We start from the raw sequence: 26798 nt of genomic DNA, 5'->3' as shown, positions 1-26798 counted from the left end.
CGTCGGAGAACGGTGAGGCGGTTGCGGTTCAATGGTGGGATCAAGAGGCTCTGGTGTGCGAGGGACAGGTGGCGGGGGAAGCATGGCTGATCGGGTACTTGCGGGCCGATACGAACTGGTGTCGCTCGTGGGCCGGGGTGGGATGGGTGAGGTCTGGGAGGGCCGCGACCGTGTCATCGGACGCCGCGTCGCAGTCAAACTCCTCTCCCACCAGCAGGACGAAAGCGGCGGCGCAGAACTCTTCTTCCGTGAAGCACGCACCGCCGGCCGGCTCAACCACCGAGGCGTTGTCACCGTCTTCGACATGGGCGAGGACCCTGCCGACGGAACCCTCTATCTCGTCATGGAGTACATCGCCGGACACGACCTTGCCGCACTCCTGCGACGCGACGGTCCACCACCCGTCCACCAGGCGGCGGACTGGGCCGCCCAAGCCGCCGCGGCCCTGGCCGCCGCGCACGCCGCCGATGTCGTCCACCGGGACCTCAAACCGGGCAACCTCATGCTCACCACCGACAACGAAATCAAAGTCCTCGACTTCGGCATCGCCCGCTTCATGGCCGCCGCCACCAAATCCAGCCAGGTCATGGGCACCCTCGCCTACATGCCGCCGGAACGCTTCAACGAACATCCCGGCGACGCCCGGTCCGACCTCTACGCGCTGGGCTGCGTCCTGCACGAACTCCTCACCGGTCACACGCCCTTCCAGCCCACCGGGCCCGTCGCCATGATGACCGCCCACCTCACCACCCCGCCCACGCCACCCAGCCACCACCGCTCCGGCATCCCCACCGCCTTCGACACCCTCGTCCTGCGACTCCTGGCCAAGGACCCCGCCGACCGCCCCGCCACCGCCGCCGAAGTCCACGACACGCTCCACACGCTCCTCCGCACCACAGCCCCCGCCCGCGCCGGGATATCCGCGTCCAACGCCACACCCACCGTTGCGGACCCGCCCCAGCCACCCCGCGATGCAGGCCGGCCCGAGCGGCCCGCGGACCCCGGCCCGCACGCCCTGCCCACCCGGACGGCGCCTGCGCCACCCCCCGCCCCAGGCCGGGGGACGCCCCCATCGCCCACCCGCCGCCGGGTCCTGCAGCTCGGGCTCGGAGCCGGAGCGGTGGCCGCCGCGGCCACGGGCGTCGCCGCGCTGCTGCGTTCCGGCCACGAGCCGGGAGGCGGGAAGGCCGGGCCCAGCGCCTCCACCACAGGATCCCGTCGCCCGGCCGCCGACCGGGGATGGGCGATACCGCTCGACGCCACCATCTCCACCACCCCCGTGGTGGCCGGAGAAGTGCTCTATGCCATCGACTACGACGGCCTCCACGCCGTGGAGCCGTCCAGCGGCAAGAGGCTGTGGACCGGCTCCCTCGAACAGGCCGGTTCCCTGGCGGCGTCCGGCTCCCAGGTGTTCGTGGGGTGTGACGACGGGACGGTGCACGCCTTCGACGGCGGCGCGCGGCCCAAGTGGAGCTTCAGGTCGGGCAAGGACCGCAGCACGACGGTCCGGGCGCACGGCGATACGGTGTGTCTCGTCACCGATGGGGTCCTGTACTGCCTGGACGCCGCCACCGGTGCCAAGAGGTGGAAGTCCGAGCGGGAGTGGCGGGACCACACACTGACGGTGACCGGCGACACCGCCTACCTGAGCGGCTGGGACGACAAGCTGTATGCGCTGCGCCTGGACGACGGTGGCCGACGCTGGGTGCGTCGCGCGAACGGCTTCCTGCCCGGACCGCCCGCGGTGGACGCGTCCAGGAGGATCCTGTACCTCGTCGACCAGGACAAAGCCATGGCCCTCGGCATGGGCGACGGCACGGTGAGGTGGACCTCCCCGGTCCAGGACGATGGGCTGAAGAGCCCATCACCGGCCGTGTTGGCCGGCGACACGGTCTACGTCGGCGGGGGCGACCGGCTGGTGTACGCGCTGAACGCGGCCGACGGCAAGCGGAAGTGGGTTGCCGGAGACCGGGAGGGGACCATCCCGGCCGTCGCCGACGGACGGGTCTACGTCGCCGACCGCGAAGAACTTTCCCCCACCGTCCTGGCACTGGACGCCAAGGACGGCTCCGAGGTGTGGAGCGTCAGCCCCAGCAAACGAGTGGGGCTCACCGCGGACGGCAACCACCCCATCGTCCACGGCCGCTTGGTGTACGTGGCCACGTCGGCCCAACTGCTCGCCTACGACGCGGCCACCGGCAGGCACCCGGCATAGGTCCGCCCCATTCGGCACCCTGCTCGGCCCGCCACCGAACTTGAACGCGTGCTGGCGGGCTTGGCGGGCGTGTCGGGCGTGTCGGGCGTGGCGGGCCGAGCAGGGAACCCCGATCTGCTCCGCGTGTGGCTGTCGCGAAAGGATGAGGGCATGACCAGGAGCGAAGCGGATCTGCGGGCGTTGCTGCGTGAGCTCGATGATCCGGAGTGGCTGGAGCGGCCGCAGCACTACAACCGCGGTGAGGCCGCAGCCCGCTTCGGCGGTCTGGTGACCCGGCTCGAAGGTGACTTCGGGGCTCATTGCACGGCTGAGCAGGACACCCAGGAATCCAGCGAGTACGGACGTGTCATCGTGCCCGGGGACGCGGCCGTATGCGGTACCCGGATCGTTGTCTGTGTGAGCAGGTTCGGCTCGCTGGCTCTGGTCTGTGCGGACAACCCCGGCGCCTTCCTCGGCACGGAGGATGCCCAGGCCGAGGGCGAGCTGGACGGCGCCGACCTCGACAAGGTCGATCGAGCGTTGACCGAGCTCGGCTACGTGGTGGTTGCCGAGGAAACCCTGGAGCTCGACTACGACGGGCCGAGTCGGCTGCCTCGGCACGTCGAGCGGCCCAGTTGGTGGCATCGCTTCTTCGGCTTCTTCTGACGACCACGCCGAGACGGTCGGGCCGGTGCCCGCCAGGCAGCCGTTGCTCACCTCCGGCCGGTACTCCAGCATCGTGAACTTGCGGTTCCACGGCGCGGGCGACCTGGCCGGGACCAGCGGCAGCAAGGGATGACTGGTTCGCGGTAGTCCCTCCGACCGCAACCCTCCGGTTCGCCCTTGCGGCCCCGGCACTTGCCGATCCCGTAGATCGGACGGAAGCCCTGACCGGACCTGGAGCAGGCCGCGCCCGACGGCAGTGGAAAGTCGGGCCGAGCGGGAGACGCGCGAGGCGGAACGACCGGCGTCCCGGGCGCCGCACGCGTCAGCCGGATCCCAAAGGACGGGAGCTGATCCCGGGGCCCATGTCCTTCGCGAGGGCCACCGCGAGCGCCCGGAAGATCAGCACTTCCGGGTTGTCGTCACCGGCCCGCACCGCGAGATAGGTGCTCTCCCACCGCGCATCGAGGACGGGTACGAAGACAGCGCCCGGCCACGCGTAGTACCGCGCGAAAGATCGCAGGCCAGAGCCTGCGGACCGCCCGGTGACGACGCCGGTCAGCACCTCCTGCGGGGTGACGGCGAACTCGGAGCTGCGGCGCTGGGCGCGGTCGTCGAAGTACAGATACTCCGTGAACGAGTGCGGGGTGTGCCCCGGGACACTGAACAGCGGCAGCTCGGTGAGGTCCGCGACGGCGACTCCGGACGTCCGGGCGTCGGCCAGTGGTGATCGCTCGTGCACGACGACGATCCGCTGCTCGGTGGTGAGAACATCCGTGACGAGCCGCTCGTCGTCCGGGCTCGGCCGCACGAAGGCCACGTCCACCCGGTCCTCCACCAGCGCGGTCACATGCTCAGTGAAGTCCAGCTGCCGGATCTCCACCCGCACCTCGGGCCGGGCTCGCCGGTAGGCGTTGATGGCAGCGGGCGTCAGCTCGGCCGAACCGTGCCCCATGATCCCCACTCGCAGTGGCCGGCCGCTGTCAGCCTCCTGTGTGACGTCCGCCAGGTCGTCGAGCGCGGCATTCGCGGCGGCGAGGAGGGTGCGCGCGTGTCCGGCGAGCCGCACTCCGGGGGCCGTCGGCACGACGGGGGAGCCGGACCGGTCGAGGAGTCGCGCGCCGACCTGACTCTCCAGGCGGCGTACGTGCTGGGTGACGGCGGGCGGCGACAGGAAGAGCCGCGCTGCGGCCCGCCCGAAGTGCCCCTCCTCGACGACCGCCAGGAACGACGACAGCAGTCGCAGGTCAAGCGTCATACGACCAGGGTAGGCGGGGAGCCGGGCAGGCGGCGCGGGCCGTTCACGAATCGTGAACGTACGGTGCGGGCCGAACGGCCGGACCCGTACGAATGGGCGCATGACCACACCCCCTGTCACCGCCCCTGTCGCCGCCGTCTCCGCGGCCACCGGAACCCGGGGCGCCCGCGCCGCATGGATCATGCTGGCCTCCGGCTGGAGCGCCAACCAGTTCTCGGCGCTGCTCGGCGCCTACCGCAGCCACCTCGGCCTCACCGAGTCCACAGTGACCGGTCTGTTCGCGGTGTACGTCGTCGGTCTGGTCCCGGCGCTGCTGATCGCGGGCCCGCTCGCGGACCGCAGGGGACGGCGCCCGGTGGCGCTCGCGGCCCTCGCCCTCAACGTCCTGTCCACTTTGCTCCTGATGGTGGGCGGCGCGTGGGGCGGTACCTTGCTGTTGCTGCCCGGCCGCTTCCTGACCGGTGTCAGCGCGGGCGCGCTGCTGGCCGCGGGCAGCGCCTGGATCAAGGAACTCTCCGACTCTCCGCGCCGCCCCGGCCTGTTCGTCTCCGCGGGCTTCGCGACGGGCGGCCTCGTGGCGGCGCTCATCGCGCAGTGGGCTCCCTGGCCGATGGTGACGGCGTACGTCCCGCACGTCGTCCTCGGGACGGCGGCGGGGTGGCTCGCACTGGCTGCACCGGAAACGGGCGGATCGGTCCCGGTCCACACTTCCCAAGCCGGCCACGAACACGCCGGCCACCGCTTCCGGCGCACGGTCCTGCCCCTGGCACCCTGGGTCTTCGCGGCCCCCACCATCGGCTTCGTCACGCTGCCGAGCACCCTCCACACCGGCCTGGTCCTCACCGGCATCGCGACGGCCGTCGTCCCCGGCACCGGTCTGCTCACCGCACGGCGAGCCCGGCCCACGCCCACCGCGGGCCTCCTGGTCGTCGCGGCCGGCACGGCGACCGCCGCCATCGCCGCCGCGACGGAGAACGAGCCCCTCGCCCTCCTCGCCGCGATCGTTCTCGGCGCGGGCTACGGACTGGCCCTCACCCACGGCCTCACCCTGACCGCGGCCCTCGCCCCGCCCCACCAGCTCGCCCGCTGGACGGCCCGGTTCTGGACGGCGGCGTACCTCGGCATGTTCACCCCGTACGTCCTCACACTCCTCGGCCACATCACGACAACGCCGGTGCTGCTGGCGGGCGTTGCACTGCTCGCCCTCGCCCACGCCGGGTTCGGTCCGTACCAGGTCAAACGGCTGGCGCGACGCCGTACGCCGTGAGGGCGCTCGTGGCCCCGAGGGGTGCGGGGCCGGGCCGGGCTGTTGTTCATGCCGGGGAACGGAGGATGAGGACGGGGTCAGTGCCGGGCCCGGTAGGGCGGGAACCTTGCCGAGTCGGCGAAGTCCTGGTCCGCGTCGGGCCAGCGATGGCGCAGCACGGCGGCGATACGGCGGATCCAGGTGGTGAGGTGGGGCAGGGCCCTGCAGGTCTGGGCAGTGTCGGCGGCCGCTTCCAGCGTTGCGATGAGCTGGAGTCGGCTGTGGTCACCTTGCGAGCGAGTGTCGAGCAGGGCGAATCTCTGCAGACGGACCAGCGCCCAGGACACGCAGGCAGCGGCGAGGCCGTCTCCGTATCGCCGGTCGTCCTCGGCCTCCGGGATGCCGAGGGCCAGGGCGTGGCGGTACTCGTCGGCGAGGCCTGTGGTACTCGGATTGCCCACTGTCAGCCAGGCCGGGCCGGGCACATACAGGCACACGGCATCGGTCAGCGCGTGGGTGCAGCCGGCGAATTCGAAGTCGATGAGGCGGGCCTCGGCAGGGCCCGAGTCATGGAGCAGGATGTTGTTGGCTTCCGCGTCCCCGTTACTCAGGGCGAGGAAGGGGCCTGGAGCAGACAACTCATCGAAGACTGAGGTGAGTTCGTAGGACGCTCGGCCGCCGAGGGGCACACCGAGAGACGAGGCGTGGTCGATCCCTCCTGCCCGGAGAAGGGCGAGCCGTCCTGCCGGATCGGCCGCTGCGTCAACCGGTCCCAGCTCGGCCCGGCGGGCGTAGTAGGCCTCCGCCCGCCCCGCGGTGGCCGCGCTCAGCGCGCCGCGGGCGCGGGCGAACGCGGCCAGTCGGTCGCGGTGCGCTGCCGCTCCGTCCCGTCGAAGCAGCCGGTCCAGGGGGACGCGGGGAGCGAGGTCTTCCAGGACGAGGAATCGGGCAGTGGTGTCGGCGGCGAAGACGCGCGGCGCGAGGCCGACCCCGAGGTCCTCGCTGAGGAACTGGAGCGCAGCCAGTTCGTTACGCAGCCGCCATGGGGCGGTACGAGCCTCGCGTTGCCCGTCCGGTACCCACTTGACGACGACGGAGCACGGAAGCGCGGAAGCACTTCGGAGCCAGACCCGGGCCACAGCCCACGGCTCCAGTCGCTCCAGGCGGTCGACGGTGACCGGCGAGGCGCAGAGGTCGGTCAAGAGGTTCTGCAACGCCTCGACCCGGAAGATTCCTCTGGGGGCAGCCATCGGATCACTCTATGGCTCGCCTCTTCGCATCGGGTACGTGTGCGAGGAATCGAGGCGAGCAAGCCCGGTAGTCCGTCGCGTTCGGCGTTGGCGGAGGTGGGTGCCGGATTCTGTCCCAGGTCTCACCTGCGGATCAGCGCCGGTGCCGTCCGTAGTCGGTCCTCCAGCTTCCCGAAGCGCTCGGAAGGAACCGCCACTCACTGATCTTCTTCAGCGGTGCCGCTCCAGGGTGAGGGCGGCTGCGGCGATTCACGACTTTCGATTCGGGCTGCACCGGGCCCTGCGGAAGATCCGCCACGAGGTTCCGCAGGCCCCCAGCGCCGATGCCCCTTCGTGAGCAGGCGCCGGCGCGGGCAGGAATCGGCTGATCGAGGGGCGTTCAAGCGTAGGCGTCCTCGGCAGCGACTCGTCGCACCGTACGCAGCGTCGACCGGAGGCTGTCCAGATCGGTCGAGCCCAGGGCGAGGCGGATCGCCTGCGGTGTGTGGACCGAGGTGGTGAACGGCTCGGCCGTGGATACCGAGATGTGCTGACGGGCGAGAGTGGCGGTCAGGCGGTCGGCGCGGGCGTTGTCGGGCAGCGGCAGCCAGGTGAAGTAGGACGAGGGGTGGCTGATGAATGGGAGCCCTGCCAGCTCTTGTCCGGCGAGCGTTTGGCGTTCCTTGGCGTCGTCTCGTTTCTGCGCCTCCAAGCGGTCCACCGTGCCGTCGTCGAGCCAGCGGCAGGCGATCGAGGTGGTGAGGGCCGGGGTGTTCCAGGTGGTCGCCCGAATCGCGCGTTCGAGCGACGGCACCACGGACGGCGGGGCGACGACGAAGCCGACCCGCAGGCCGGTGGCGACGCTCTTGGACAGTCCCGAAACGTAGACGGTGATGTCCGGTGCGGTTGCGGCCAGAGGTGGTGGTGGGTTCTCGACCAGGTAGGCGTAGGAGGCGTCTTCGATGATGAGGGGGCCGTGCTGTCGGGCGATCTCGATCAGGCGGGTTCGATCGGTTGCCGGCATGACCCAGCCCAGAGGGTTGTGCAAGGTGGGCATGGTGTAGATCGCGCGTACAGGGCGGGTCGCGCACAGTCTTTCGAGGGCATCGAGATCCGGTCCGTCGGCGGTTGCGGGTATGGGCTCCAGGTCGAGATGGAAGGCGTGCGCGAGCACCTTGAAACCCGGGTAGGTGAGTGCGTCGACCGCGACGACGTCGCCGGCGTCGAGCGCGGCCATGACGGTGATGGCCAGGCCGTGCTGCGCACCGTTGGCGACGAGGACCCGGTCCGCGTCGGTGGTGATTCCCCGACGCCTCAGGTGCCGTGCGATCGAGGCTCTGTCCTGGGGGCGTCCGCGATGGGGTTGGTAGCGCAGCAGCGAGTCGAGGTCGCCGGAAGTGGCCACCTCGCGCAGGGCCCGCCGGAGGAGATCGGCCTGTCCGGGCAGCGACGGACAGTTGAAGCTGAGGTCGACCGCGTCGGTGGCGACGGCCTGTTGGTCGATGCCGTGACCTGCGGGAACCGCGATGTCACGCACGAACGTGCCGCGGCCCTGTTCCCGGCTCACCAGCCCCATCGTTTCCAGCTCGGCGTACACCCGGGTCGCGGTCACCACGGCGATGCCCTCACGGGCGGCGAGCCCGCGGTGTGTCGGCAGCCGTACGCCCGCGGCGAGCCGCCCGGTCCGGATGTCGGCGGCGAACGCGTCGACCAGTGTTTTGTACCGCGAGGCTGCCATGCACCGGATTGTACGCATGACAATTCTTTGACTGTCCTGTTCGCGGCTCCTTACCGTCAAGACCCATCCACCCACGCACCCGGAAGGACAGCCGCCGTGCACATCGCCATCCTCACCTTCGAGGGCTACAACGAGCTCGACTCCCTGATCGCGCTCGGTGTGCTCAACCGCATCAGGACCGACGACTGGCGCGTCACCATCGCCACCCCGAGCCCCAAGGTGACGTCGATGAACGGGGTGGTCATCGAGCAGATGTCCACGCTTGAGGAGGCGTGCACCGCTGACGCCGTGATCGTCGGCAGTGGCATCGCCACCCGTGAGGTCGTCGAAGACCCGGCGATCATGAGTGTCCTGCGGGGCCTGGATCCCTCGCGCCAGCTCATCGCGGCGCAGTGCTCCGGCGCGCTCGTGCTGGCCAGGCTCGGCCTGCTCGACGACATCCCCGCCTGCACCGACCTGACCTCCAAGCCCTGGGTCGTCGCCGCCGGCATCGAAGTACTCGACCAGCCCTTCTATGCCAAGGACAACATCGCCACCGCCGGCGGCTGCCTGGCCTCGCACTACCTCGCCGCCTGGATCATCGCCCGCCTTGAGGGCAAGCAGGCCGCAGACGGTGCTCTGCACTATGTCGCCCCGGTCGGCGAGAAGAGGGAATACGTGGAGCGCGCCTGGCGCAACATCACCCCCTACCTGCCCGCTCCCGCACTGGAGCTCGTCTGAACATCAGTCGTGAGCGGTGACCGGCCGGAAACCCCCCTCGGCAGCCTGGCCGGTCGTTCGCGGCCCCAGAGGCGGGGGGGGAGAGGCCGATACGTATGCGTTACGTGCTGGGCTTGCGGACGAACTCCAGCTTCTGCGCCCCATATCCCATGGAAAGGATGCCGGAGTCGGAGAGTGCGTACCCACGGGCGCCGGTGGGAGCCATGCCGCAGGGATCTGCCGACCCGCGCCGGTAGACCGGCCGGGAGATGAGACCGGTGTCGTTCACGAACACCAGGACCTCTTTCCAAGCGCAGTGCTTCCGAGGGGAGTTGTCCCAGCCCCGGACGAAGAAGTCCCCGGTCTTCGCCTGCTCGATGGTGACCTGAGCCGTCGGGTTCTCCGCTCGGCCCTTGGGGACCCACTGCCCCACGTACTCCTTGGGTACCGGCGCCTCGCCCGCCCTGGCCCTGAAGAGGACGGCCTTGTACCGGCCGTTGTCGGTGGCAAAGTTGAGGTTGCCGTCCTTACGGGTCTTCAGGGTGTACGACGGCAGGAACTTGCACTTGCCGCCCGTGAAGGCGTTCTCGCTACGGGCGTCACCCAGGGAGACCGAGTCCTGGGACGCCTGCTTCGGTTCCTTGTTCACAACGCAGAGCGACGTGCCGGTCAGGAAGAAGGACCTGGCGACCGTGCGCTGCCGCTCGTCCTTCTTGAACTCGACACGTACGCGTGTGTCGCTCAACGGCACACCCTCCCATGCCCCGAGGAAATTCTTCGGCACGGCCACCGCCGGGGTGGCCTCCGCACCACCGCTCGTACCGCCGCTTCCACCGTCGTCCACGTTGTTGCCGTCCCAGGATTTCGCCACGATCGGCACGCCGACGGAGAGAGCCAGTACTCCGACGACAGCGCCGAGGATTCGGGCCCTCTTGTGCCGTGACCACGCGGGCGGGGTACTCGGCTGTGCCGGGGTGCCGCCCACCGGCACGCCGGGCTCTACGCCCTCATACGCATCTGCCGGAAAGTCCTTCGGCGCGTCCGCCCGCGCATTCAGTGGAACCGCCACCGGCACGTCCGGCCGCGCATCCACCGGCGCACCCGACGTACTCCCCTGCGTATCCAGATCCAGCAACCACGCCGCATGCCGTCCCAGTTGCTCAAGCATTTCTCCCGGCAGCCACGGCCGCACCTGCCCGATGTCGGTGCGGGCCGCAAGTTCCGTAGGCGTGGGCCGTTTCTCGGGCGCCTTCTCCAGGCACTGGCGTACGAGCCCGAGCAGACCCTCCGGCACGCCCTCCAGATCCGGCTCCTCCTCGGCCACCCGGAACAACTGCGCGTGCAGTCCGATGGAGTGGCTCCCGAACGGGGGTCGCCCGGTCGCCGCGTACGCGAGTACGGTTCCGAGGCTGAACACATCGCTCTGCGGGCCGACTTCGAGCCCCCGCGCCTGCTCGGGCGACATGAAGCCGGGCGAGCCGATGACGACGCCGGTACGGGTGTGGAAGCCGCTGCCAGAAACGGCGTGCAGGGCGCGGGCGATGCCGAAGTCGATGATGCGCGGGCCCTCGACGGTGACGAGGACGTTGGACGGCTTCAAGTCCCGGTGCACGATACCGGCGTCGTGGATGGCCCCCAGGGCGAGCGCGAGCCGGTTGGCGAGGGTGCGCAGCGAGCGCTCGGGCAGCGGGCCGTAGTCGTCGGCCACGACGGTCTGGAGGTCTGGACCCGGCACGTAGCCGGTGGCGACCCAGGGGGTCACGGCACTCGTGTCGAAGTCCAGGACCGGCGCGGTCCAGTCACCACCCACGCGCCGCACTGCGTCGATCTCACGCGCGAACCGCTGCCGGAAGTCGTCCTGCTCGGCGAAATCGGCCCGCACGACCTTCACCGCGACGGTCCGCCCCCCTTCGGACCGTGCGAGGTACACCCGGCCCATGCCTCCTTCTCCGAGCACCCCGAGAAGTCGATAAGGGCCCATCACGCGCGGATCGTCCGGATTCAGAAGGTTCATGCAAGGACGGTACTCAGGGGGCGATGGGCGGAGTGATCCCGACTCACCTGCTGCGCTTGGCATTTGGCTGGTTCCTGACGAGGAATTGCCAAATCCTGCGGGCGGATTGCGTGGGATCCAGGGCTGTATTCGTGGTGAGCGGGTGGCGTCGTGGCCGGGGGAGACCTGGCCCTGGACGCCGTGATCGGCCGCCTCGTCCTGGGCCACCTGCCCGACCCGGTCGAGGCGCTGCGCCGCCTGTCCCGGCTCGTACGGCCCGGCGGGCTCGTCGTCTTCCAGGACGTCGACAACTCCCCGCTGCGTGTGGAACCCCGTACCCCGCTGACCAGCGCTGTCCTCCAGGCCGTCGCCGCCGCGCTCACCGTCAACGGCAGCAGCCTGGGATCGGGACACGCCTGTACTTCTTCTTCCGACAGGCGGGCCTGTCCGAGCCCCGTCTGTCGGCGACCGCACCGATGGGCGGTGCCGAACACGACACGGTTCTCCTCCTCGTCGCCGCGGGGTGCCGCGACGGCTCACTGATGCCGGGCGGCGCACACACGGGGCAGACCACCGCCGGTCGCCGCCGTCAGCGCCGGTCGCCGCCGGCGCCCTCCCGGCCGACCTCACTGCGGGGTGACGGCGCCCCGACCGAGGAGGTTCTGTGCCGTGAACCCGAGCAGCCTGCGCGCGGCCGAGGTGTCGACCGGCGCCGTGCGACCCGGAATCGGGCGCCGCAGCACGGTGGTGGGGTGGTAGCGGCGCAGCAGTTCCTCCGTCGGGTAGGGCACGATGATCTCCGGGGCGCAGAGATGTACCGTGTGCGCCGCACGGCCGGGCACCTCCAGGGCCAGCAGCGCGGCCCTCGCCGCGTCACGGACCTCCAGGTAGGTCCACAGCTCCCTCGCCCCCGCGGCCGGGTCGGCCGTCAGCCGGGCGGCGTGCGCGTGCAGCCGTTCCTCGAAGCCGCCCACGTACGGATATCGCAGGCACACCACACTCATCCCGTGCCGCCGCGCCATCATCTGCGCCGTCAGCTCGTCGACCTGCTTGGAGAGGCCGTAGGGATCGGCCACCTGGGAGGCCATTGCCTCGTCGACCGGCGCGTACGGCGGATGCGGATCCTCGGCGTCCGTCCAGGGCAGGCCCGTGACCCCCCAGGAACTCGCCACCGCCGCATGCCGGATCCCGGCCCGGCCGGCCTCCTCCAGGACGGTGAAGGTGGAGAGGCTGTTGCCCGCGAAGACCTCGAACGCGGTGTTGCGCGCGGGAGTCGGGATGGCCGCCAGATGGATGACCGCGTCGGCGCCCTCCAGAGCCGCCCGCACGGTCTTCGCGTCGGCGGCGTCACCGGTCACGACCAGGCGCGCCGCGAGATCACCGGGGTCGTCGAGGACCAGGGCGTTCACTTCGATCCCGCGCTCGGCGAGCAGCGCGAGGACCGCTCGCCCGATCCGTCCGGCGGCCCCGGTGACCATCGCTCTTGCGGACATCCAGTCACTCTCCTGCTTCGGTGCTTCTACTCGTAGGCGCGCACGGCGACGATGTGCGCCGCCGCTGCCCCGTTGGTGGCTTCGACGACGACCCGGATCGCCGATGTGGTGACCTGCTCCGCCGGCGTGTGCGTCTCGCGCCGTCGCCGATTCTGCGCCGCACGGGCGATGACGCGCCAGGTGCCGTCAGCGTCCAGTGCCTCGACGCGGTAGTCGCGAAGGAGGGTGGGAAGGATGTCGAAGGGCGTGCGGTGGTGGTGCAGGTTGATCAGGTCCTCGTTGACGTCGTCGTCGGCGACGACCTCGATCCGGCCCAGGGTGACCGGCTGCGGCCAGGCCAGCTCCAGCCAGGGGCACGGGGCGTCCGCCAGCGGTGCAGAGACCCACATGTGCGGTCCCGCGTACGGGCGGGCATAGCCGTCGACGGCCTTGGCGGGGGAGTAGGCCGCGGTCTCTCCCGTACGGAAGCAGAATGTACGGCGCAGCAGACCCGTGTCCGTCCACTCGCGCAGCGGCTGCGGCGATTCGTCCGACGGACGCAGCGGGACGCGGGTGAGGCACAGGACGCCGGGGGTCGGACGGTCGGAGCGGTGCAGGGCGAGGGCGTCGTTGGCGCGGACGACCAGGAAGGCGTTGCGCGGGGTTTCGGGAGACCAGTCCAGGCCCGTCTTGAGCCACTGCCGGGCACCGGCGGCGACGGGCAGGGTGGTGGAGGTGACGAGGCGGCGCGGGACGTAGTTCTGGCCGAGTTCGGGGTCGTACAGCTCGATCACGATCTCGGTGTCGCGGTCGGCGTCGACGAGCAGCTCCACCCCGGAGAGGTCCGGGTCCGCGGGGAGGACGAGTCCGGCGTCTGCCGCGAGCGGCCACAGCTCGTCGGAGTCCTCGACCACCAGGCAGCTCAAGGCGGACGACGCGGTGGCCGTCGCCCGCAGCGCCAGGTCCTCCGGGTCCGTCGAGGCGAGGCCGATGAGCGAGGCGTCCTGGCGCAGCAGCGCCCTGTGCAGTTCGGGTACGGGGAGTTCGCGCGGGGTGACCTCACCGGTGGCGCAGAGCGCGGCGGCGGTGCCGGCTGCCTGGCCGATCGTGGCGCAGGTTGCCATGACGCGGGTCGAGCCGAAGGCGACGTGGCTGGCGGAGATGTTGCGTCCGGCGAGGAGCAGGTTGGTCGTGTTCACCGAGTACAGGCTGCGGTAGGGGATGTGGTAGATCCCGTCCGCGTAGCGCTGCTTGGCGCCGCCCTCGTCGGCGTACATGCCCTTGGGCGGATGCAGGTCGATGGACCAGCCGCCGAACGCGACCCGGTCGTCGAACTCGGTCTGCCCGAGGATGTCGCCCTGGTGCAGGACGTAGTCGCCGAGGAAGCGCCGGTACTCGCGCTTGCCGGGCACCGAGCCCACCCACTCCAGCGTCATGTTCGCCGCGTCGAACTCGCCGGAGTTCTTGATGTGGTCCCAGACGCCGTGGATCACCGCCCACAGCTCGTCGCGGATGCGTTCGTTGTCGTGGACGGTGTCGAGCTCGCCGCCGAACTCGATCCACCAGTACGCGCAGCCGTTGTCACCGGACTTGATGACGCGGCGCTGCGGGATGGAGGTCCGGGTGATGTCCTTGGCGAAGTCCGGCGGCACGAACTTGACCGGGTGGCCGGCATCCTTCGTGTAGAAGAGGAGCGTCGATCCCAGCGTGATGTCGTCGGCCGCCTCCGGAGCCCATGACTCGCCGTACTCGGCGCGGGATTCCCGGCCGATGCGGTGGTGGGCGCCCGCCAGGTGGCCGATCAGGCCGTCCCCCGTGCAGTCGAGGAAGAGACGGCTCTCGAAACGTATCCGCCGCTCCGAGCCCATCATCCAGCCGGTGACCGAGGTGATTCGCCGGGCCTCGTCCGGACCTTCGGCGTCGACCTCACGCACGTCGGTGTTGAGGTAGAGCGTGATGCCGGGCTCGGCGCGCACGGCGTCCAGGACCACGGCGTCCCAGTAGTAGGGGTTCCCGTCCGGGTTGCGGAACTGGTTCTCCACGAGCAACTCGCCCATGATGCCGCCCTCACGGGCATGGTGATTCTTGCCGTGGCCGGTCGCTCCGCACACCCAGACCCGGACCTCGCTGCTCGCGTTGCCGCCGAGCACCGGCCGGTTGTTGACGAGTGCCACGGTACGGCCCAGCCGGGCGGCGGCGATCGCCGCGCAGACCCCGGCCAGGCCGCCGCCGACGACGGTGATGTCGTGCCGTGCGGTTTCGTTCCTCATGTCGTACGTCACTTACTTCCAGTCGGGATTGGCGGCGAGGCCGTAGTAGATGCGCGGGGCACCGTCGAGGGTGAGGGTGACCTTGCCGTTGGAGGCCTTCAGGGAGCGCTCCTGGCCGATGCAGTTCAGCTCCCGCACCGTGCCGTCGACCGTCCCCGCGTGGGCCACGACCGGGGTCCTGGTCGTCCAGGTGTCGACCCAGGGCTCGGGCGACGCGTACCAGGGGTCCTCGCCGTGATCGGGGTTGAGGACGTATCCGTCCTTGCGGCTCCAGATGACCGAAACCGGTCCGCCGGGAGTGGTGAAGAGGAGCCCCTTGATGTCCTGGTCGGCGAAGGCGAGATGCCGGACGAAGTCGGCCTCGTCCAGGACCCGGGCTGCGGTCGCGTAGGCGAGGAGCGAGGGCTTGGCGCTGGTGTCGCGGTTCATCAGGCCGTAGTGGTACTCGGGGTTGGCCGGGTCGGCCTCCTGCGGGTGGTACAGCACCGAGTCGTGCAGCTGGTACCAGTTGACGGCGCGTACGTTCTCGGACTTGGCGAGCGCGAGCGTGAGCAGGGTGTTCTCGGCGGCGTGCCGATAGGTGTCGCTCCACCACGCGTTGGGGCGGGTCGGCGCGTACGCCTCGGTCAGCCACAGCTCCTTGTCGCCGCCGTACTCCTGAAGGACCTGGTTCGCCTTGCGCAGCGCGCCGAGGAAGTTCCAGTACGTGCCGGACGATCCTTGTGTCCACTCCTCGGGCGGCGGCGCGAAGTCGGGCGTGAAGTTGCCGCGACCGGGGTGGAAGGCGAAGGCGTCGATGAGGTCCCAGCCGCCCGCGGCACGGAAGTTCTCGGTCCACACGTAGTCCATGCCGCCGAGGCCGGCGTTCATGACCTTCATCCGCGAGCCCGCCGCGTCGAGGCGTGTGGTGACCTGGCGCAGACCGTCCCGGACGTAGACGTCGGCGCCGCGGCCCGACATCCAGGGCTGGTTGACCTCGTTGCTCACCTCGAAGTACGCGGCCTCGGCGTCCAGGGCCTTCGCGACATTCGTGTCGGCCCAGGCCGCGATCTGCTCCGCGCTGCCGCCCACGGGGATGCCGCTCAGCTCCACGTTGTGCCCGATGCCGTTCGCGTCCAGGGTCGCGGTGTCGATGCCTGGGGCGCCCGCGTAGGCGATACGGATCCACCTGATGCCGAGCGTCCTGACCAGCCCGAGCACGGCGTCCTTGCCGGGCTTGAGCAGCCAGGGGTAGTTGGCGAGACCGAACATCGACTCCTTGCCCGCCTTGTACACGAACTCCGGGAGCACGCTCAGATTCGTGCGGGCCAGCGCCCGGTCATTGCCGCTGACCACCTCCACCCCGGTGAACACGATGTTCTGCGAGGGTGCGGTCAGAGGAAAGGAGGGGTTCCAGGCGGCGCCCGCCGCGAGACTCCTGCGGAGCGTTCCTCCGGCGATCCTCCTGCCGCCGAAGTCCCGCGCCCACCAGGTGAGCGTCACCTTCCTGGCCGTGGCGGAGCCGTTGACGACCTGCGCCTTCAGCGTCATGGTCTGCCCGGCCGCCTTGTAGAGGTTGAACGGCTGGTCGGTCCACACCTCCACGCCGAGCGGGCGCCCGGCGGCGAGCGCTCCCGCCCCGCGCGGCCGCAGGTCACCGAGGACCAGAGCGGCCTCGGTGACCGCGGTGCCCGAGCCGGTCAGGGTGCCGGGGGAGTGGACCCATGTGGCGTTCGTGTTCGCGGGGTTGGTGACCGGGAGACAGAAGAAGCCCTTCGACCCGGCCCACGTCTCCACGTACGCGCCGCCCGCGTTCACCTCGTACGGAATGCCGCCCCGGGCGTCCTTCTCCCAGACCGTCAGTGCTTCGTACGACTCCGCCGCGCTCGCTCCGTACACCGTGCGGGAAAACATGAAGCCGGCCGGTGTGAGCGTGCCGGAGCCGCCGACCTCCCACTTCATGTGTGCCTTGCGAGGGGTGACGTCGAAGGTGCCGCGCACCGTGACTCCGGACGCGCCGCTCCCCATCGTGTACGTGACCTGAATCGCGGGCCGCCCGTCCGGGAGCGTGATGTGGGCGGGGGTGCCGCCGAAGGTGCGCTGCTGGCCGAGCGCGGTGTCCTTGATCATGAAGTGGCTGAGCAGGATGCGGTCGGTGCCCACGCCGTCCCGTACGAGGACGCTGCCGTCGCCGCGGCCGACCAGGGTGATGCCGTCGGCCTCGATGGTGACCGGGTCCGCGGCGTGCGCGGGAACGGTCGGCAACAGCGCGGCGCCGGTGGCGACGGCCGTGCCCTGGATGAATCTGCGCCGGGCGACTGACATGGAGGTGCCCTTCTCTTGGTCGGGGTGTTTCGGATGCTCCGGAGGTTTCGAAGCGGAAGGTGCGGTGGGGGAGGCCGAGGCACGGCCACCGGCTCGGACGGACGTCAGCCCTTGACCCCGGTGAAGCCGAGCCCGGCGACGATGTACTTCTGGCAGACGACGAAGACGAGCACCGGCGGGGCGACCGCGAGCACCATCGTGGCGATCAGCTGGTCCTGCGGAGCCTGCGTGGCGAGCTGGGCCAGCGCGACGCTGATCGGCTGCCTCTCGGGGTCGGTGATGGCCACCAGCGGCCAGATGAAGTCCTTCCAGGAGTGCATCACCGCGAGCAGACTGATCACGGCGAGCACCGGCTTGCTCATGGGCAGCACGATCTTGGTGAGCAGCTGCCGGGTACTTGCCCCGTCGACCCGCGCCGCGTCGAACAGCTCCTTGGGCAGGGCGTCGAAGAACTGCTTGGCGAGCAGCACCGTGAAGGCGTTCGTGCCGGCCGGCAGCCAGATCGCCCAGTAGGTGTCGCCCAGGTTGAGGTGGAGGAACGGCACATCGATCACGGTCATGAAGAGGCTGACCATGTTCACCGTGTACGGCACGAACATCGTGGCGAGGATCGCCCCGTAGACGACCTTGCCGAACTTCGGCCTGAGCACCGAAAGGGCGAAGCCCGCCGTGGCCGAGACGAAGAGCTGCACGAACCACGATCCGCCGACCACCAGGAAGGTGTTCATCAGATAGCGGCCGACACTCAGATCGGTGTACGCCGTCGAGAAGTTGCCCAGGGCCGGCCGGTCCGGCCAGAGGGCCAGGGGCTGAGTCGTGAGCTCGGTGGGCGGGGAGACCGCGCCCTTGACCATCCAGTACAGCGGTCCGATGCCGATGAGCAGCAGCAGGATCAGGGTGAACACCTGGACGGAGCGCACTGCCGCGCGCACGCCGGGGCGTTGGCGGTCGTTGGTGGAGACGAAGGTGGTGAGCGTGGTCATGACGTGCTCCAACTGCGGGTGGCCCGCAGATAGACCGCGGAGAGCAGAGCGAGGGCGAGCACCATCAGGAAGGAGAGCGCGGCGGCCTGGCCGTACTCGCCGTCCTGGAAGGCGTACCGGAAGATCAGCAGCAGGACCGTGAGGGTGGAGTTCTCGGGCCCGCCGCCGGTGAAGACATACGGTTCGGTGAAGACCTGCACCGTGTTGATCAGCTGGACCAGCAGCAACAGCCCGATGACGGACCGGAGCTGAGGCAGCATGACGTGCCAGATGCGCCGCCAGATGCCGGCACCGTCCATCTCGGCGGCCTCGTAGAGTTCGCCGGGGATGCCGACCATCGCCGCGAGGTAGATCAGGACGGCGCCGCCCATGCCCGCCCAGGTGGCTTCCAGGACCAGCGAGAGCATGGCGCTGTCGGAGGACTCCAGCCACGCGTACGGGCCGAGCCCGACCTTGCCGAGGGCGTTGTTGAAGAGCCCGCTCCCGGGGTCGTAGAACCACTTCCAGAGCAGGATCGCCACGACCGGCGGGATGACCACCGGCAGATACACCAGGAAGCGGTAGACGCCCGCTCCCCGCCGCACCGTCGACATGACCGCGGCCAGGACCAGCGGCGCCGGGAAGCCGATCAGCAGGCCGAGGGCCACGAAGAAGAGGGTGTTGCCGACGGCGGTCCCGAGCAGCGGATCGTCGAACAGGGCACGGAAGTTGTCCAGGCCGATCCAGACCGCGGGCTCGACGAGATTGGTCTTCTGGAAGCTGAGCAGCAGGCTGCGCGCGATCGGCCACCAGGCGAAGAGCCCGAAGATCAGCAGCGCGGGGACGAGGAACAGCCAGGCGGTGAACTGCTTGCGGGCGCCGGTGCCACGCTGCCTGGGCAGGGTGCGCGGCACGGGCTCCTTGGACACGGCGGCCGGGCGCCGGGACGGAGTGAGCAGAGCCATGGGCCGGCTACTTCTGGTCCGCGGCGAGCTTGGCATTGACGTCCTTCTCGGCCGAGGCCAGCAGGGCGTCGATGTCGGCGTCGCGCTTGGTGAGCACTGCCTGGACCACCGGGTCGAGCACGGTGTACAGCTTCTGCGCCTGGTACGGCGGTTCCGGCTTCAGCTTCAGCGTGGAGAGGCCGTCGATGTACGGCTTGAAGTTCTGGAGTTTCACATTGACGTACGGCTTGATCGCGGCGTCGATCTCGGTCTGCCGCTTCCTGTCGAAGACCGGCAGCGTCGGCACGCCCACCGCGGACTTCGGGTCGGCGGAGAGCGCCTTGGCCTGCTCGGCGGCGATGTCGGTGCTGTACTGCGGCTTGGCGTAGGCGAAGGTCAGCCACTCCACGGCCGCTGCCGCATGCTTCTTGTCGGCGGACTTCGGGACCATGTAGATGTCGCCGCCGGTGAGTGTCGCGTCGCCGCCGGACTGCGGCATCGGGGCCACTCCGAAGGCGTCGGTGTTCTCCATGCCGAACTGCATCTTCGCCAGCCGGTACGTTCCCGGGCTGCCCATGAACATGCCGACCTGCCCGGCCGCGAACTGCTTGATCACGTCGTTCTGATTGTTGAGGAGGGTCTTGCCGAGCGAATCGTCCTTCCAGCGCATGTCCTTGAGCAGGCGCAACGCCTGCTTCGTCGGCTCTCCGGTGAGCGTGGCGGTGTACTTGCCGCCCTGCTCCTTCTCCAGTTCGCCGCCGAAGGCGTACGACAGCATCGTCAGCTGCCAGCCGCCCTGGTTGTCCTTGGACTCGTGGACGAAGCCCGCCTTGCCGGTCCGGTCGCTGATGCTCTTGGCCGCGGCGCGGACCTGCGCCCAGGTGGTCGGTGGCCTGTCGGGGTCCAGGCCGGCCTTCTCGAAGAGCTCGCGGTTGTAGACCAGTCCCTGGGCGTACGGATTCTGCGGGACGCCGTACACGTCGCCGGCGCTGTCGGTCAGCGGCTGGAGCACCTGGGGGTTGAACTCCCTGAAGTGCTTCCACTCCTTGAGCTGCCCGGTGATCGGCTGCACCTGCTTCTGCTGGATCAGCCGCTGCGGCTCGGTCAGCGGCACCTTGATGACGTCCTCGACATTGCCGCCGGACAGCTTCGCGGAGAATGTCAGCGGGTCGAAGACCGTGGTCGAGCCCTTGACCTTGATGCCCGGGTGGGCCTTCTCGAAGTCGGCCACCTGCTTCTTGAACAGGGCGGACCCCGGCTTGTCGGTGGCCGGCGGCATGCCCTGCACCCGCAGTACGAGATCGCCGCCCCCGCCGGCGCTGCTCGGGGTGAGGGAGGAACAGCCCGCGAGGGTCGCGGTCAGCGCCATGCAGCCAAGTATGGCCGCACAGCGGGAGTTTCTGGGCATATCGGCTCCAAGATGGGCAGGAGTGGGCTCGGTGCGGTGCAGCGCGGTGTTGTGCGGTGCTTTGCTCGTTGTGGTGGTGTGCGCCGCGGGTGTGTCAGTGGGCGGGTGCGGGACCCGTCGAGGCGCGGGGGATCAGGCGGGATCCGATCTCCACGAAGGGGGAGGTGGCAGCGGGTCCCCGTCCGGTGCGGCCTGTTGTGTTCGCGATCGTCTCGATCAGGAGGTCCCCCGCACGCGTGGCGATCTCTTCGGGGTCGATCCGGATCGTGGTGAGGCTGGGGGTGGAGACGGAGGCGAGCAGTGTGTCGTCGATGCCGATGACGCTGACGTCGCGCGGCACGCTCACGCCGAGATTGGCCATCTGGTGCAGCACGCCCAGGGCGACCAGGTCGTTGTGGGCGATCACAGCCGTCGCCTCGTGGGCGGCGACGAGGGTGGCGGCGTGCACGCCCGTCTCGAACCGGGGCTCGTACGGCCCGAGTTCGGACAGGGAGAGGTCGAGCGCCTCGAAGGACTCCTGGATGGACTTGCCGCGGCTCAGCTCGGCACGGGACGCGTTGATGAAGACACAGCGCCGGTGGCCGTACGCCTTCAACTGTTCGGCGGCCTGCGCGATGCCGGCGGCAAGCGAGATCCGGACCTCGGGGATGCCCGGTACATGACGGTTCACCACCACCAGCGGCATCCGGCCCGCGAGTTCGTGGAGCCGGTCCTCGGTGAGGGTGGAAGCCCACAGGATCAGGCCGTCGACCCGCTTCGACACGGCCGCGATGGCCGCCAGTTCGTCGGCCTCGCGCTCGTCGCTGTCGGCGACCAGAACCGTGTAGCCCAGATGCCGGGCACGGGCCTGCATCGCCTTGATGATCGGCGGGAAGAACGGGTTGGCGATGTCCGGGACGATCAGGCCGAGCGTACCGGTGCCGCCGCCGCGCAGTGAACGGGCCGCCGGGTTGGGGGAGTAGCCGAGCTCGGCCGCGGCGTCGAGGATGCGCTGCCGGGTCGTCGGCTGCACCTGGTCGGGTGCGGTGAACGCACGGGACACCGTCGACACCGAGACGCCCGCGGCGCTCGCCACCTCCCGGATCGTTACTGCCACGGGTGGGCCTCCTAGCCGTCCTGAGCCGGGGGATCCCAGCTCTCTCGCATCTGGATCCTGCGAATGCGGTTGATGCTTGCGAACGTTCCCGTGGTGTGTCAAGACGTGTATCAGGAGTATTTCGCCGAGGAAAACCTTCTGGATGCAAGGGTCTTGCCCTGCGAGTGAACTGCTGCCAATGATGTGCTCCCAAGAACTGAGCTGAAATTGCGGGAACGTTTTCATAGAGGAGTGGCATGAAGATCACCGGCCTGGAAGTGCTGACTCTCCCCGACCACGGCGACAGCATGATGCTGGTCGTGGTCGACACCGACGAGGGCATTCACGGTCTGGGTGAGGTCGGCATCAGGTCGCGTCAAAGAGCGGTCGCGGGCGGTCTCGACCACCTCGCGGAGCTGATCGTCGGCGAGGACCCGCGACGCATCGAGCACCTCTGGCAGGTGATGTTCCGGCGTGGGTTCTTCCCCGCCGACCGCATACTGGGGGCCGCGATCGCGGCGGTGGACGTGGCGCTGTGGGACATCCGCGGCAAGGCGCTCGGCGTACCGGTGCACGAACTCCTCGGCGGCCGGGTGCGTGATCACGTACCCGCCTATGTGCATGTCGGCGACGGCTACCACGACCGCGCGTGGTTCCTGGACCGCTGCCGCGGCCTGGTCGCCGAGGGCTGGCGCCATCTGCGGTTCGCCTCGCCGCACGACGCCGACGGCACGCTCGACGCCCGCCGCTGTCTGCGCGACTCGGTCGGCCTCTTCCACGAGGTCCGGGACGCGGTCGGCGACGAGGTGGAGCTGATCTTCGACGTCCATACCCGCCTGGATCCGCCGGAGGCGCTGACCCTGTGCCGGGAGATCGAGGCGGCCCGCCCGTACTTCGTCGAGGACCCACTGCGCTGTGAGAACCCGGACAGCTACCGCATGCTGCGGGCCCGCACCGGTGTCCCGCTGGCCGCAGGTGAGCAGTACGGATCCAAATGGGAGTTCAGGACACTCATCGAGGACGATCTCATCGATTACGCGCGAGTGGACGTCGGAGTCGCCGCGGGCCTGACCGAGGCGAAGAAGATCGCGGCGATGGCGGAGACCCACCACATCAAGCTCGCCACCCACAACCCGCTCGGCCCGGTCACCGCCGCCTCTTCGTTGCAGCTCAACCTGGCCTGCCCCAATATGGCGATCCAGGAGCACCAGACCGACCCCGACCCGGCCATCGCCGCCCTCTTCACCGCGAGGCCGACGATCCTGCCGGGACGGGTGGAGCTGAGCGAACTGCCGGGCATCGGCGTCGACATCGACCGGGAGGCGGCGCGCCGGTACCAGGCCGCGGCGGCCGAGCGCCCGCACCTGCGCACGGAGGACGGGGCGTTCACCAACTGGTAGCCGGGCGGATCCGGCCGGTTCCGGGTGGTCGCGCGGTCCCGAGCCCGCGCCCGTACCCCGAGCACGACATCAGAGCACGGCCTCCGAGCACAACCTCCGAGCACGACCTCAGACTTCAGAAGCGAGGGGAACTCCGTGGTGTCATTCGCACGAGCCGCGAGACCGGTCGAACTGGTCCTTGTCGGCACAGCGTTCATGGGTGTGCTGATAGGCGCGTCGGCGACGCCGGCCGGCAGCCAGGAACGCGAGAAGCTACAGGTGAGCGCCGTGTCGTCGCGGCCCGGCACGGTGTCGGGGGACGACGCCCTGATACGCGTCGAGGTGCCCGCCTCCGTGGCGGCCGACGGAGTCCGGGTCGAGGTGGCGGGCCGGGACGTGACATCGAGCTTCCGGCCCTTTGGCGACCATGCGTTGATGGGCGTGGTGAAGGAGCTGTCCAAGGGCGACAACAGGCTCACGGCCCGGGCTCCGGGCGCCGACGCCGGACAGCTGACCCTGAAGAACCACCCCATCACGGGGCCGGTGTTCGCCGGGCCGCACGAGCAGCCGTTCGTCTGCGACACCGCCGAGTTCAAGACGGTGACCGGCGGCACCCTCGGACAGCCGCTCGACGAGGACTGCTCGGTCAGCACCCGCGTCGACTACATGTACCGCACCACGGCCGGCAAGTTCGTTCCGCTGCCCGACGAGAGCGCCCGGCCCGCCGACCTGGCCACGGCCACGACGAGCGCGGGCAGGAAGGTGCCGTACATCGTCCGCGTCGAGACCGGCACCATCAACCGAGCCATCTACGAGACGGCCGTGCTGCACGATCCGCAGTCCGCCGCCCCCGACCCGCTGCAACGCGAGCCGGGCTGGAACGGGCGCCTCGTGTACGGCTTCGGCGGGGGATGCAACGGCGGCTGGTACGTCCAGGGCCGAAAAACCGTCGGCATCATGAACGACACGTACCTGAGCAAGGGCTACGGCGTCGCCTCGTCCACACTGAACGTCTTCGGCAACAACTGCAACGACGTGCTGGCGGCCGAGACCATGAGCATGGTCAAGGAACGCTTCGTGGAGACGTACGGCGAACCGGCCTTCACCATCGGAAACGGCTGCTCCGGTGGCTCGTACCAGACCCATCAGATCGCCGACAACTACCCGGGTCTGCTGGACGGCATCCTCTCCGGCTGCAGCTTTCCCGATGTCGGCTTCGGGACGATACAGACGCTCAGCGACGCCCAGCTCCTGAACCACTACTTCAAGGAAGTCGCACCGGACGCGTTCACCGAGGAGCAGCAGCGAGCGGTCTCCGGGTTCGGCAAGTGGGAGAGCATCGGCAGCCTGGCCCGGGCCGCCGGCCGCATCGACCCCACGGTGTACTGCCCGTCCCAGCTGCCCGAGGGCCTTCGCTACGACCCCGGCACCAACCCGGACGGTGCCCGCTGTGATGTCTACAGCCACACAGTGAACGTCTACGGGGAGGCACCGGAGACCGGGAAAACACGCAGGCCGCTCGACAACACCGGTATCCAGTACGGACTTGAGGCCTTGAACAAGGGGGCCATCGACATGAACCAGTTCATCGACCTGAACCGGCGCATCGGTGGCCTCGACGACGACGCCAAGCCCGTCGCGGAGCGCACCGTCGCCGATCTCAAGGCGGTACGGCTCGCCTACCGCACGGGCCGCATGCTGAACGGCGGCGGTGGCCTCGCCGACGTCCCGATCATCGACTACCGCGACTACACCGACGACGCGGCCGCCGGCGACATGCACATGCGCTTCCACTCCTTCTCCACCCGGGCGCGCCTGGACAAGGCCAACGGCACCCACGCCAACCAGATCATGCTCACCCGCTCCAGCGGGCACGGATTCACTCTTGCCGGGATGCTGTCCGACATGGACCAGTGGCTCACCGGCATCAGGGCGGACTCCGGCGACGAAGCCCCCATCGAGAAGATCGTCCGCAACAAGCCGCAGGGTCTCACGGACGCCTGCTGGACCCGTGGCATCGGTGCGAAGAAGATCGAGGAGCCCCAGGTCGAGGGCATCGACAACACCGAGTGCAACACCCTCTACCCGGTGTGGACCTCGCCGCGGATGGTCGCCGGGGCCGATGTGGCCAACGACATCGTCAAGTGCCGCAAGCGTCCCGTGGACCGCTCGGACTACCGAGTGCCGGTGACCGAAGACGAGTTGAAGGATCTGCGGGCGGTCTTCCGGGACGGTGTCTGCGACTGGTCCAGGCCCGGGGCGGGCCAGCAGGGCCTTGCCGGCACATGGCTCTCCTTCGACCAGGAGTGACGGTGACGCGGAGCTGAGTCAGCACGGGGGCAGGCACGAATGAGGCGCCCTCGGAGTGTGGACACAGGAAGTCACGCTCCGGGGGGAGGGGGCACCTCACCACGTCGGCGCAGGCGTCGGCGTCTGCGCCGACTTGAACACGGCCGGTCACAACGTCGGGGCTCCGATCCGGGCTGATGCGGAGGAGGTGGGTGTGGCCGATGGCATGGGATCTCTCACGCGATGACCATCATCGCCCAGGAGGGTGACATGCTTCAGGTGTACAACCCCTGGGGCCGGACCACCTGGGTCAGCGAGGACGACTTCACCAACGGCCACATGGGCAAGGCTTCCAACAGTGATCTTCCCAACGCGTACAGCGTCTATCTTCCGCGGTAGCAGGGGCGGTGCCGCGATCGCGGCGGCCGCGCTCCTCGCTCTCGCCACGGGCTGCGACTCGGGCTCCGACGAACCGGCCGGCGGCTCCACGAGCGGCGCGAGCCGCCCGGTGGACGACACCGGCATCACCGCCGAGCCGGGCGAGCGCTTCACGCTCACCGTCGACCAGAACGCCTCCACCCGCGAGTACTGGTACCTGGTCGACCCCGAGCCCGACAGCTCGGTGCTGGTCAGCCGCGGCCAGGACTACGCGTCGGACCCCGGCGACGAGCCGGGGGCCGGTGCCGGCGGCCGGCTCACCTTCACCTTCGAGGCCAAGGGCAAGGGGACCACCCGGTTCACACTGCTGCACTGCACCTTCAGCACGTGCCGGGGCAACACCTCCACGCTGCCTCCCGGGACGACCGGGCCCTCCGCGACCCCGACCACGGGGGCGGCCACCCCCTCCCAGGACCCCGAGCGCATCACATACACCGTCACCGTCGGCTGAACCACAGCGGACCGGCCGGACGACACGAGACACCAGAGGCCCCACCACGAACGACGACGCCCCGTGCCCGCCGGACCGCACGGACGACCAGCCGGCCCGGCTCGACATCACCTGTGCAGGTCGGAGGCGTGATCAGGTGGAACGTCGGCGCGTGCGCGCACTCTTCCCCAGGTTCTGCGGCTTCGTGGGCGCGCCGGCCAGGACTTCCACCTTGCCCGTGTCGAGCGAGTAGTAGGCGCCGACCACGGCAAGGGTGCCCTTGGCCACGAGCGGGGCCAGGTCCTGGTTGGAGCGCAGGCCGGCCGTCGTCAACTCGACCTGCGCGCGGGCCATGGTCTCGACCGGATCGGAGCCGCCCCTCCCGGACTGCCTGCTCGTAGGCCGGCCGCAGAGCCCTGGCGATCGCATCCAGATTGCCGGGGAGCGGCTTGCCGTCACGGATGGCTTTGTACGCTGCCGCGACGGCGCCGCAACGCTGATGTCCGAGGACCACGATGAGGGGAGTGCCGCTCGTCATGGGCCCGTACTCCACCGACCCCGTGACCACCGGACCGACCGCCTCACCTCCTGTGCGCATCACGTAGAGGTCACTCAGTCCGGTGTCGAAGAGGAGTTCCGGGGCACCCGGGAGTCGATGCAGGAGAGGATCACCCCGAAGGGTGCTCCCGAGCGCCCCCGAGCGCCAGGGGCACGATGTGGTCGATCTGCACGGCCAGGGACGTGCGGGGGCCGCGCATGAAGGTGATCGTCCGGCCTGTGTACCGGTCGTGGAGTTCTCTCTTCCTG

The 26798-nt window shown here is 69.7% G+C and carries 21 protein-coding genes and 1 pseudogene; 9 read left to right on the top strand and 13 right to left on the bottom strand.

Annotated features, from left to right (window positions below):
- The first annotated feature begins 82 nt into the window (after positions 1 to 82).
- Positions 83 to 2215, top strand: a complete 2133-nt coding sequence (locus tag ACFYY1_RS25415; protein WP_388589505.1) for a PQQ-binding-like beta-propeller repeat protein — start codon at positions 83 to 85, stop codon at positions 2213 to 2215.
- Positions 2216 to 2365: 150 nt separating this feature from the next.
- On the top strand, positions 2366 to 2860 hold the full coding sequence (locus ACFYY1_RS25410) for a hypothetical protein (protein WP_388589503.1): 495 nt from the start codon (positions 2366 to 2368) through the stop codon (positions 2858 to 2860).
- Between the two features lie 322 nt (positions 2861 to 3182).
- On the opposite strand, the gene ACFYY1_RS25405 is transcribed toward ACFYY1_RS25410, so the two are convergent.
- The gene (locus tag ACFYY1_RS25405) at positions 3183 to 4115 is read right to left on the bottom strand and encodes a LysR family transcriptional regulator (RefSeq protein WP_388589500.1); all 933 of its coding nucleotides are present in this window, start codon (positions 4113 to 4115) and stop codon (positions 3183 to 3185) included.
- A gap of 100 nt (positions 4116 to 4215) precedes the next feature.
- Here ACFYY1_RS25405 and ACFYY1_RS25400 point away from each other — a divergent pair, with 100 nt between their 5' ends.
- Entirely contained in the window at positions 4216 to 5382 is a 1167-nt protein-coding gene (locus ACFYY1_RS25400; RefSeq protein ID WP_388589497.1) for an MFS transporter, read from the top strand.
- 77 nt (positions 5383 to 5459) lie between these two features.
- Here the strand turns inward: ACFYY1_RS25400 and ACFYY1_RS25395 are convergent, their stop codons facing one another.
- Positions 5460 to 6611: a hypothetical protein gene (locus tag ACFYY1_RS25395; protein ID WP_388589495.1), complete on the bottom strand. Its 1152-nt coding sequence runs from the start codon at positions 6609 to 6611 to the stop codon at positions 5460 to 5462.
- A 379-nt stretch (positions 6612 to 6990) separates the two neighbouring features.
- Entirely contained in the window at positions 6991 to 8328 is a 1338-nt protein-coding gene (locus ACFYY1_RS25390; protein WP_388589493.1) for a PLP-dependent aminotransferase family protein, read from the bottom strand.
- A 96-nt stretch (positions 8329 to 8424) separates the two neighbouring features.
- On the opposite strand from ACFYY1_RS25390, the gene ACFYY1_RS25385 reads away from it, so the two are divergent.
- On the top strand, positions 8425 to 9048 hold the full coding sequence (locus ACFYY1_RS25385) for a DJ-1/PfpI family protein (RefSeq protein WP_388589491.1): 624 nt from the start codon (positions 8425 to 8427) through the stop codon (positions 9046 to 9048).
- A gap of 100 nt (positions 9049 to 9148) precedes the next feature.
- Here the strand turns inward: ACFYY1_RS25385 and ACFYY1_RS25380 are convergent, their stop codons facing one another.
- Positions 9149 to 11041 (bottom strand): serine/threonine-protein kinase, encoded by a 1893-nt coding sequence (locus tag ACFYY1_RS25380; RefSeq protein WP_388589488.1) that lies wholly within the window; start codon positions 11039 to 11041, stop codon positions 9149 to 9151.
- Positions 11042 to 11191: 150 nt separating this feature from the next.
- On the opposite strand from ACFYY1_RS25380, the gene ACFYY1_RS25375 reads away from it, so the two are divergent.
- Positions 11192 to 11563: a class I SAM-dependent methyltransferase gene (locus tag ACFYY1_RS25375; RefSeq protein ID WP_388589485.1), complete on the top strand. Its 372-nt coding sequence runs from the start codon at positions 11192 to 11194 to the stop codon at positions 11561 to 11563.
- 83 nt (positions 11564 to 11646) lie between these two features.
- On the opposite strand, the gene ACFYY1_RS25370 is transcribed toward ACFYY1_RS25375, so the two are convergent.
- From ACFYY1_RS25370 to ACFYY1_RS25340, 7 genes are all read right to left on the bottom strand, one after another.
- Complete coding sequence (locus ACFYY1_RS25370) at positions 11647 to 12513, bottom strand: NAD-dependent epimerase/dehydratase family protein (RefSeq protein ID WP_388589482.1); 867 nt, start codon at positions 12511 to 12513, stop codon at positions 11647 to 11649.
- Between the two features lie 26 nt (positions 12514 to 12539).
- Complete coding sequence (locus ACFYY1_RS25365) at positions 12540 to 14762, bottom strand: FAD-dependent oxidoreductase (protein ID WP_388589479.1); 2223 nt, start codon at positions 14760 to 14762, stop codon at positions 12540 to 12542.
- A 12-nt stretch (positions 14763 to 14774) separates the two neighbouring features.
- The gene (locus ACFYY1_RS25360) at positions 14775 to 17066 is read right to left on the bottom strand and encodes a hypothetical protein (protein WP_388589477.1); all 2292 of its coding nucleotides are present in this window, start codon (positions 17064 to 17066) and stop codon (positions 14775 to 14777) included.
- Between the two features lie 104 nt (positions 17067 to 17170).
- The gene (locus tag ACFYY1_RS25355) at positions 17171 to 18049 is read right to left on the bottom strand and encodes a carbohydrate ABC transporter permease (RefSeq protein WP_342282236.1); all 879 of its coding nucleotides are present in this window, start codon (positions 18047 to 18049) and stop codon (positions 17171 to 17173) included.
- Positions 18046 to 18993, bottom strand: a complete 948-nt coding sequence (locus tag ACFYY1_RS25350) for a carbohydrate ABC transporter permease (protein WP_388589473.1) — start codon at positions 18991 to 18993, stop codon at positions 18046 to 18048. Before ACFYY1_RS25350 ends, ACFYY1_RS25355 begins: the two co-directional genes overlap by 4 nt.
- Before the next feature lie 7 nt (positions 18994 to 19000).
- A complete protein-coding gene (locus tag ACFYY1_RS25345; protein WP_388589471.1) occupies positions 19001 to 20341 on the bottom strand; it encodes an ABC transporter substrate-binding protein in 1341 nt (446 codons plus the stop codon).
- Positions 20342 to 20474: 133 nt separating this feature from the next.
- Positions 20475 to 21476 carry a LacI family DNA-binding transcriptional regulator gene (locus tag ACFYY1_RS25340; protein WP_388589468.1) on the bottom strand — a complete coding sequence of 334 codons (1002 nt, stop codon included), beginning with the start codon at positions 21474 to 21476 and terminating at the stop codon, positions 20475 to 20477.
- Positions 21477 to 21712: 236 nt separating this feature from the next.
- On the opposite strand from ACFYY1_RS25340, the gene ACFYY1_RS25335 reads away from it, so the two are divergent.
- The 4 genes from ACFYY1_RS25335 to ACFYY1_RS25320 all read left to right on the top strand — a co-directional run bounded on the left by ACFYY1_RS25335 (position 21713) and on the right by ACFYY1_RS25320 (position 26012).
- A complete protein-coding gene (locus ACFYY1_RS25335; protein WP_388589465.1) occupies positions 21713 to 22855 on the top strand; it encodes a mandelate racemase/muconate lactonizing enzyme family protein in 1143 nt (380 codons plus the stop codon).
- Positions 22856 to 22993: 138 nt separating this feature from the next.
- The gene (locus tag ACFYY1_RS25330; RefSeq protein WP_388589462.1) at positions 22994 to 25144 is read left to right on the top strand and encodes a DUF6351 family protein; all 2151 of its coding nucleotides are present in this window, start codon (positions 22994 to 22996) and stop codon (positions 25142 to 25144) included.
- 222 nt (positions 25145 to 25366) lie between these two features.
- Positions 25367 to 25522, top strand: coding sequence for a hypothetical protein (locus tag ACFYY1_RS25325; RefSeq protein WP_388589459.1), 156 nt, complete (start codon positions 25367 to 25369; stop codon positions 25520 to 25522).
- Complete coding sequence (locus tag ACFYY1_RS25320; protein WP_388589456.1) at positions 25482 to 26012, top strand: protease inhibitor I42 family protein; 531 nt, start codon at positions 25482 to 25484, stop codon at positions 26010 to 26012. The genes ACFYY1_RS25325 and ACFYY1_RS25320 overlap by 41 nt, the downstream gene beginning before the upstream one ends.
- Before the next feature lie 132 nt (positions 26013 to 26144).
- Here ACFYY1_RS25320 and ACFYY1_RS25315 read toward each other — a convergent pair whose 3' ends face one another.
- Positions 26145 to 26345 carry a hypothetical protein gene (locus ACFYY1_RS25315; protein ID WP_388589679.1) on the bottom strand — a complete coding sequence of 67 codons (201 nt, stop codon included), beginning with the start codon at positions 26343 to 26345 and terminating at the stop codon, positions 26145 to 26147.
- An 88-nt stretch (positions 26346 to 26433) separates the two neighbouring features.
- Positions 26434 to 26589, bottom strand: a pseudogene (locus ACFYY1_RS25310) (carbonic anhydrase); the annotation flags it as partial.
- Positions 26590 to 26798 lie beyond the last annotated feature (209 nt).

Source organism: Streptomyces sp. NPDC001890 (assembly GCF_042891445.1).
Taxonomy (GTDB): domain Bacteria; phylum Actinomycetota; class Actinomycetes; order Streptomycetales; family Streptomycetaceae; genus Streptomyces.
This window is presented reverse-complemented; position numbering and strand designations above follow the sequence as displayed.

What these genes read in the sequence shown, in the direction of transcription:
- ACFYY1_RS25415 (WP_388589505.1), top strand. Translation starts at nt 83, where the DNA reads ATGGCTGATCGGGTACTTGCGGGCCGATACGAACTGGTGTCGCTCGTG.
- ACFYY1_RS25410 (WP_388589503.1), top strand. Translation starts at nt 2,366, where the DNA reads ATGACCAGGAGCGAAGCGGATCTGCGGGCGTTGCTGCGTGAGCTCGAT.
- ACFYY1_RS25405 (WP_388589500.1), bottom strand. Translation starts at nt 4,115, where the DNA reads ATGACGCTTGACCTGCGACTGCTGTCGTCGTTCCTGGCGGTCGTCGAG.
- ACFYY1_RS25400 (WP_388589497.1), top strand. Translation starts at nt 4,216, where the DNA reads ATGACCACACCCCCTGTCACCGCCCCTGTCGCCGCCGTCTCCGCGGCC.
- ACFYY1_RS25395 (WP_388589495.1), bottom strand. Translation starts at nt 6,611, where the DNA reads ATGGCTGCCCCCAGAGGAATCTTCCGGGTCGAGGCGTTGCAGAACCTC.
- ACFYY1_RS25390 (WP_388589493.1), bottom strand. Translation starts at nt 8,328, where the DNA reads ATGGCAGCCTCGCGGTACAAAACACTGGTCGACGCGTTCGCCGCCGAC.
- ACFYY1_RS25380 (WP_388589488.1), bottom strand. Translation starts at nt 11,041, where the DNA reads ATGAACCTTCTGAATCCGGACGATCCGCGCGTGATGGGCCCTTATCGA.
- ACFYY1_RS25370 (WP_388589482.1), bottom strand. Translation starts at nt 12,513, where the DNA reads ATGTCCGCAAGAGCGATGGTCACCGGGGCCGCCGGACGGATCGGGCGA.
- ACFYY1_RS25365 (WP_388589479.1), bottom strand. Translation starts at nt 14,762, where the DNA reads ATGAGGAACGAAACCGCACGGCACGACATCACCGTCGTCGGCGGCGGC.
- ACFYY1_RS25360 (WP_388589477.1), bottom strand. Translation starts at nt 17,066, where the DNA reads ATGTCAGTCGCCCGGCGCAGATTCATCCAGGGCACGGCCGTCGCCACC.
- ACFYY1_RS25355 (WP_342282236.1), bottom strand. Translation starts at nt 18,049, where the DNA reads ATGACCACGCTCACCACCTTCGTCTCCACCAACGACCGCCAACGCCCC.
- ACFYY1_RS25350 (WP_388589473.1), bottom strand. Translation starts at nt 18,993, where the DNA reads ATGGCTCTGCTCACTCCGTCCCGGCGCCCGGCCGCCGTGTCCAAGGAG.
- ACFYY1_RS25345 (WP_388589471.1), bottom strand. Translation starts at nt 20,341, where the DNA reads ATGGCGCTGACCGCGACCCTCGCGGGCTGTTCCTCCCTCACCCCGAGC.
- ACFYY1_RS25335 (WP_388589465.1), top strand. Translation starts at nt 21,713, where the DNA reads ATGAAGATCACCGGCCTGGAAGTGCTGACTCTCCCCGACCACGGCGAC.
- ACFYY1_RS25325 (WP_388589459.1), top strand. Translation starts at nt 25,367, where the DNA reads ATGACCATCATCGCCCAGGAGGGTGACATGCTTCAGGTGTACAACCCC.
- ACFYY1_RS25315 (WP_388589679.1), bottom strand. Translation starts at nt 26,345, where the DNA reads ATGGCCCGCGCGCAGGTCGAGTTGACGACGGCCGGCCTGCGCTCCAAC.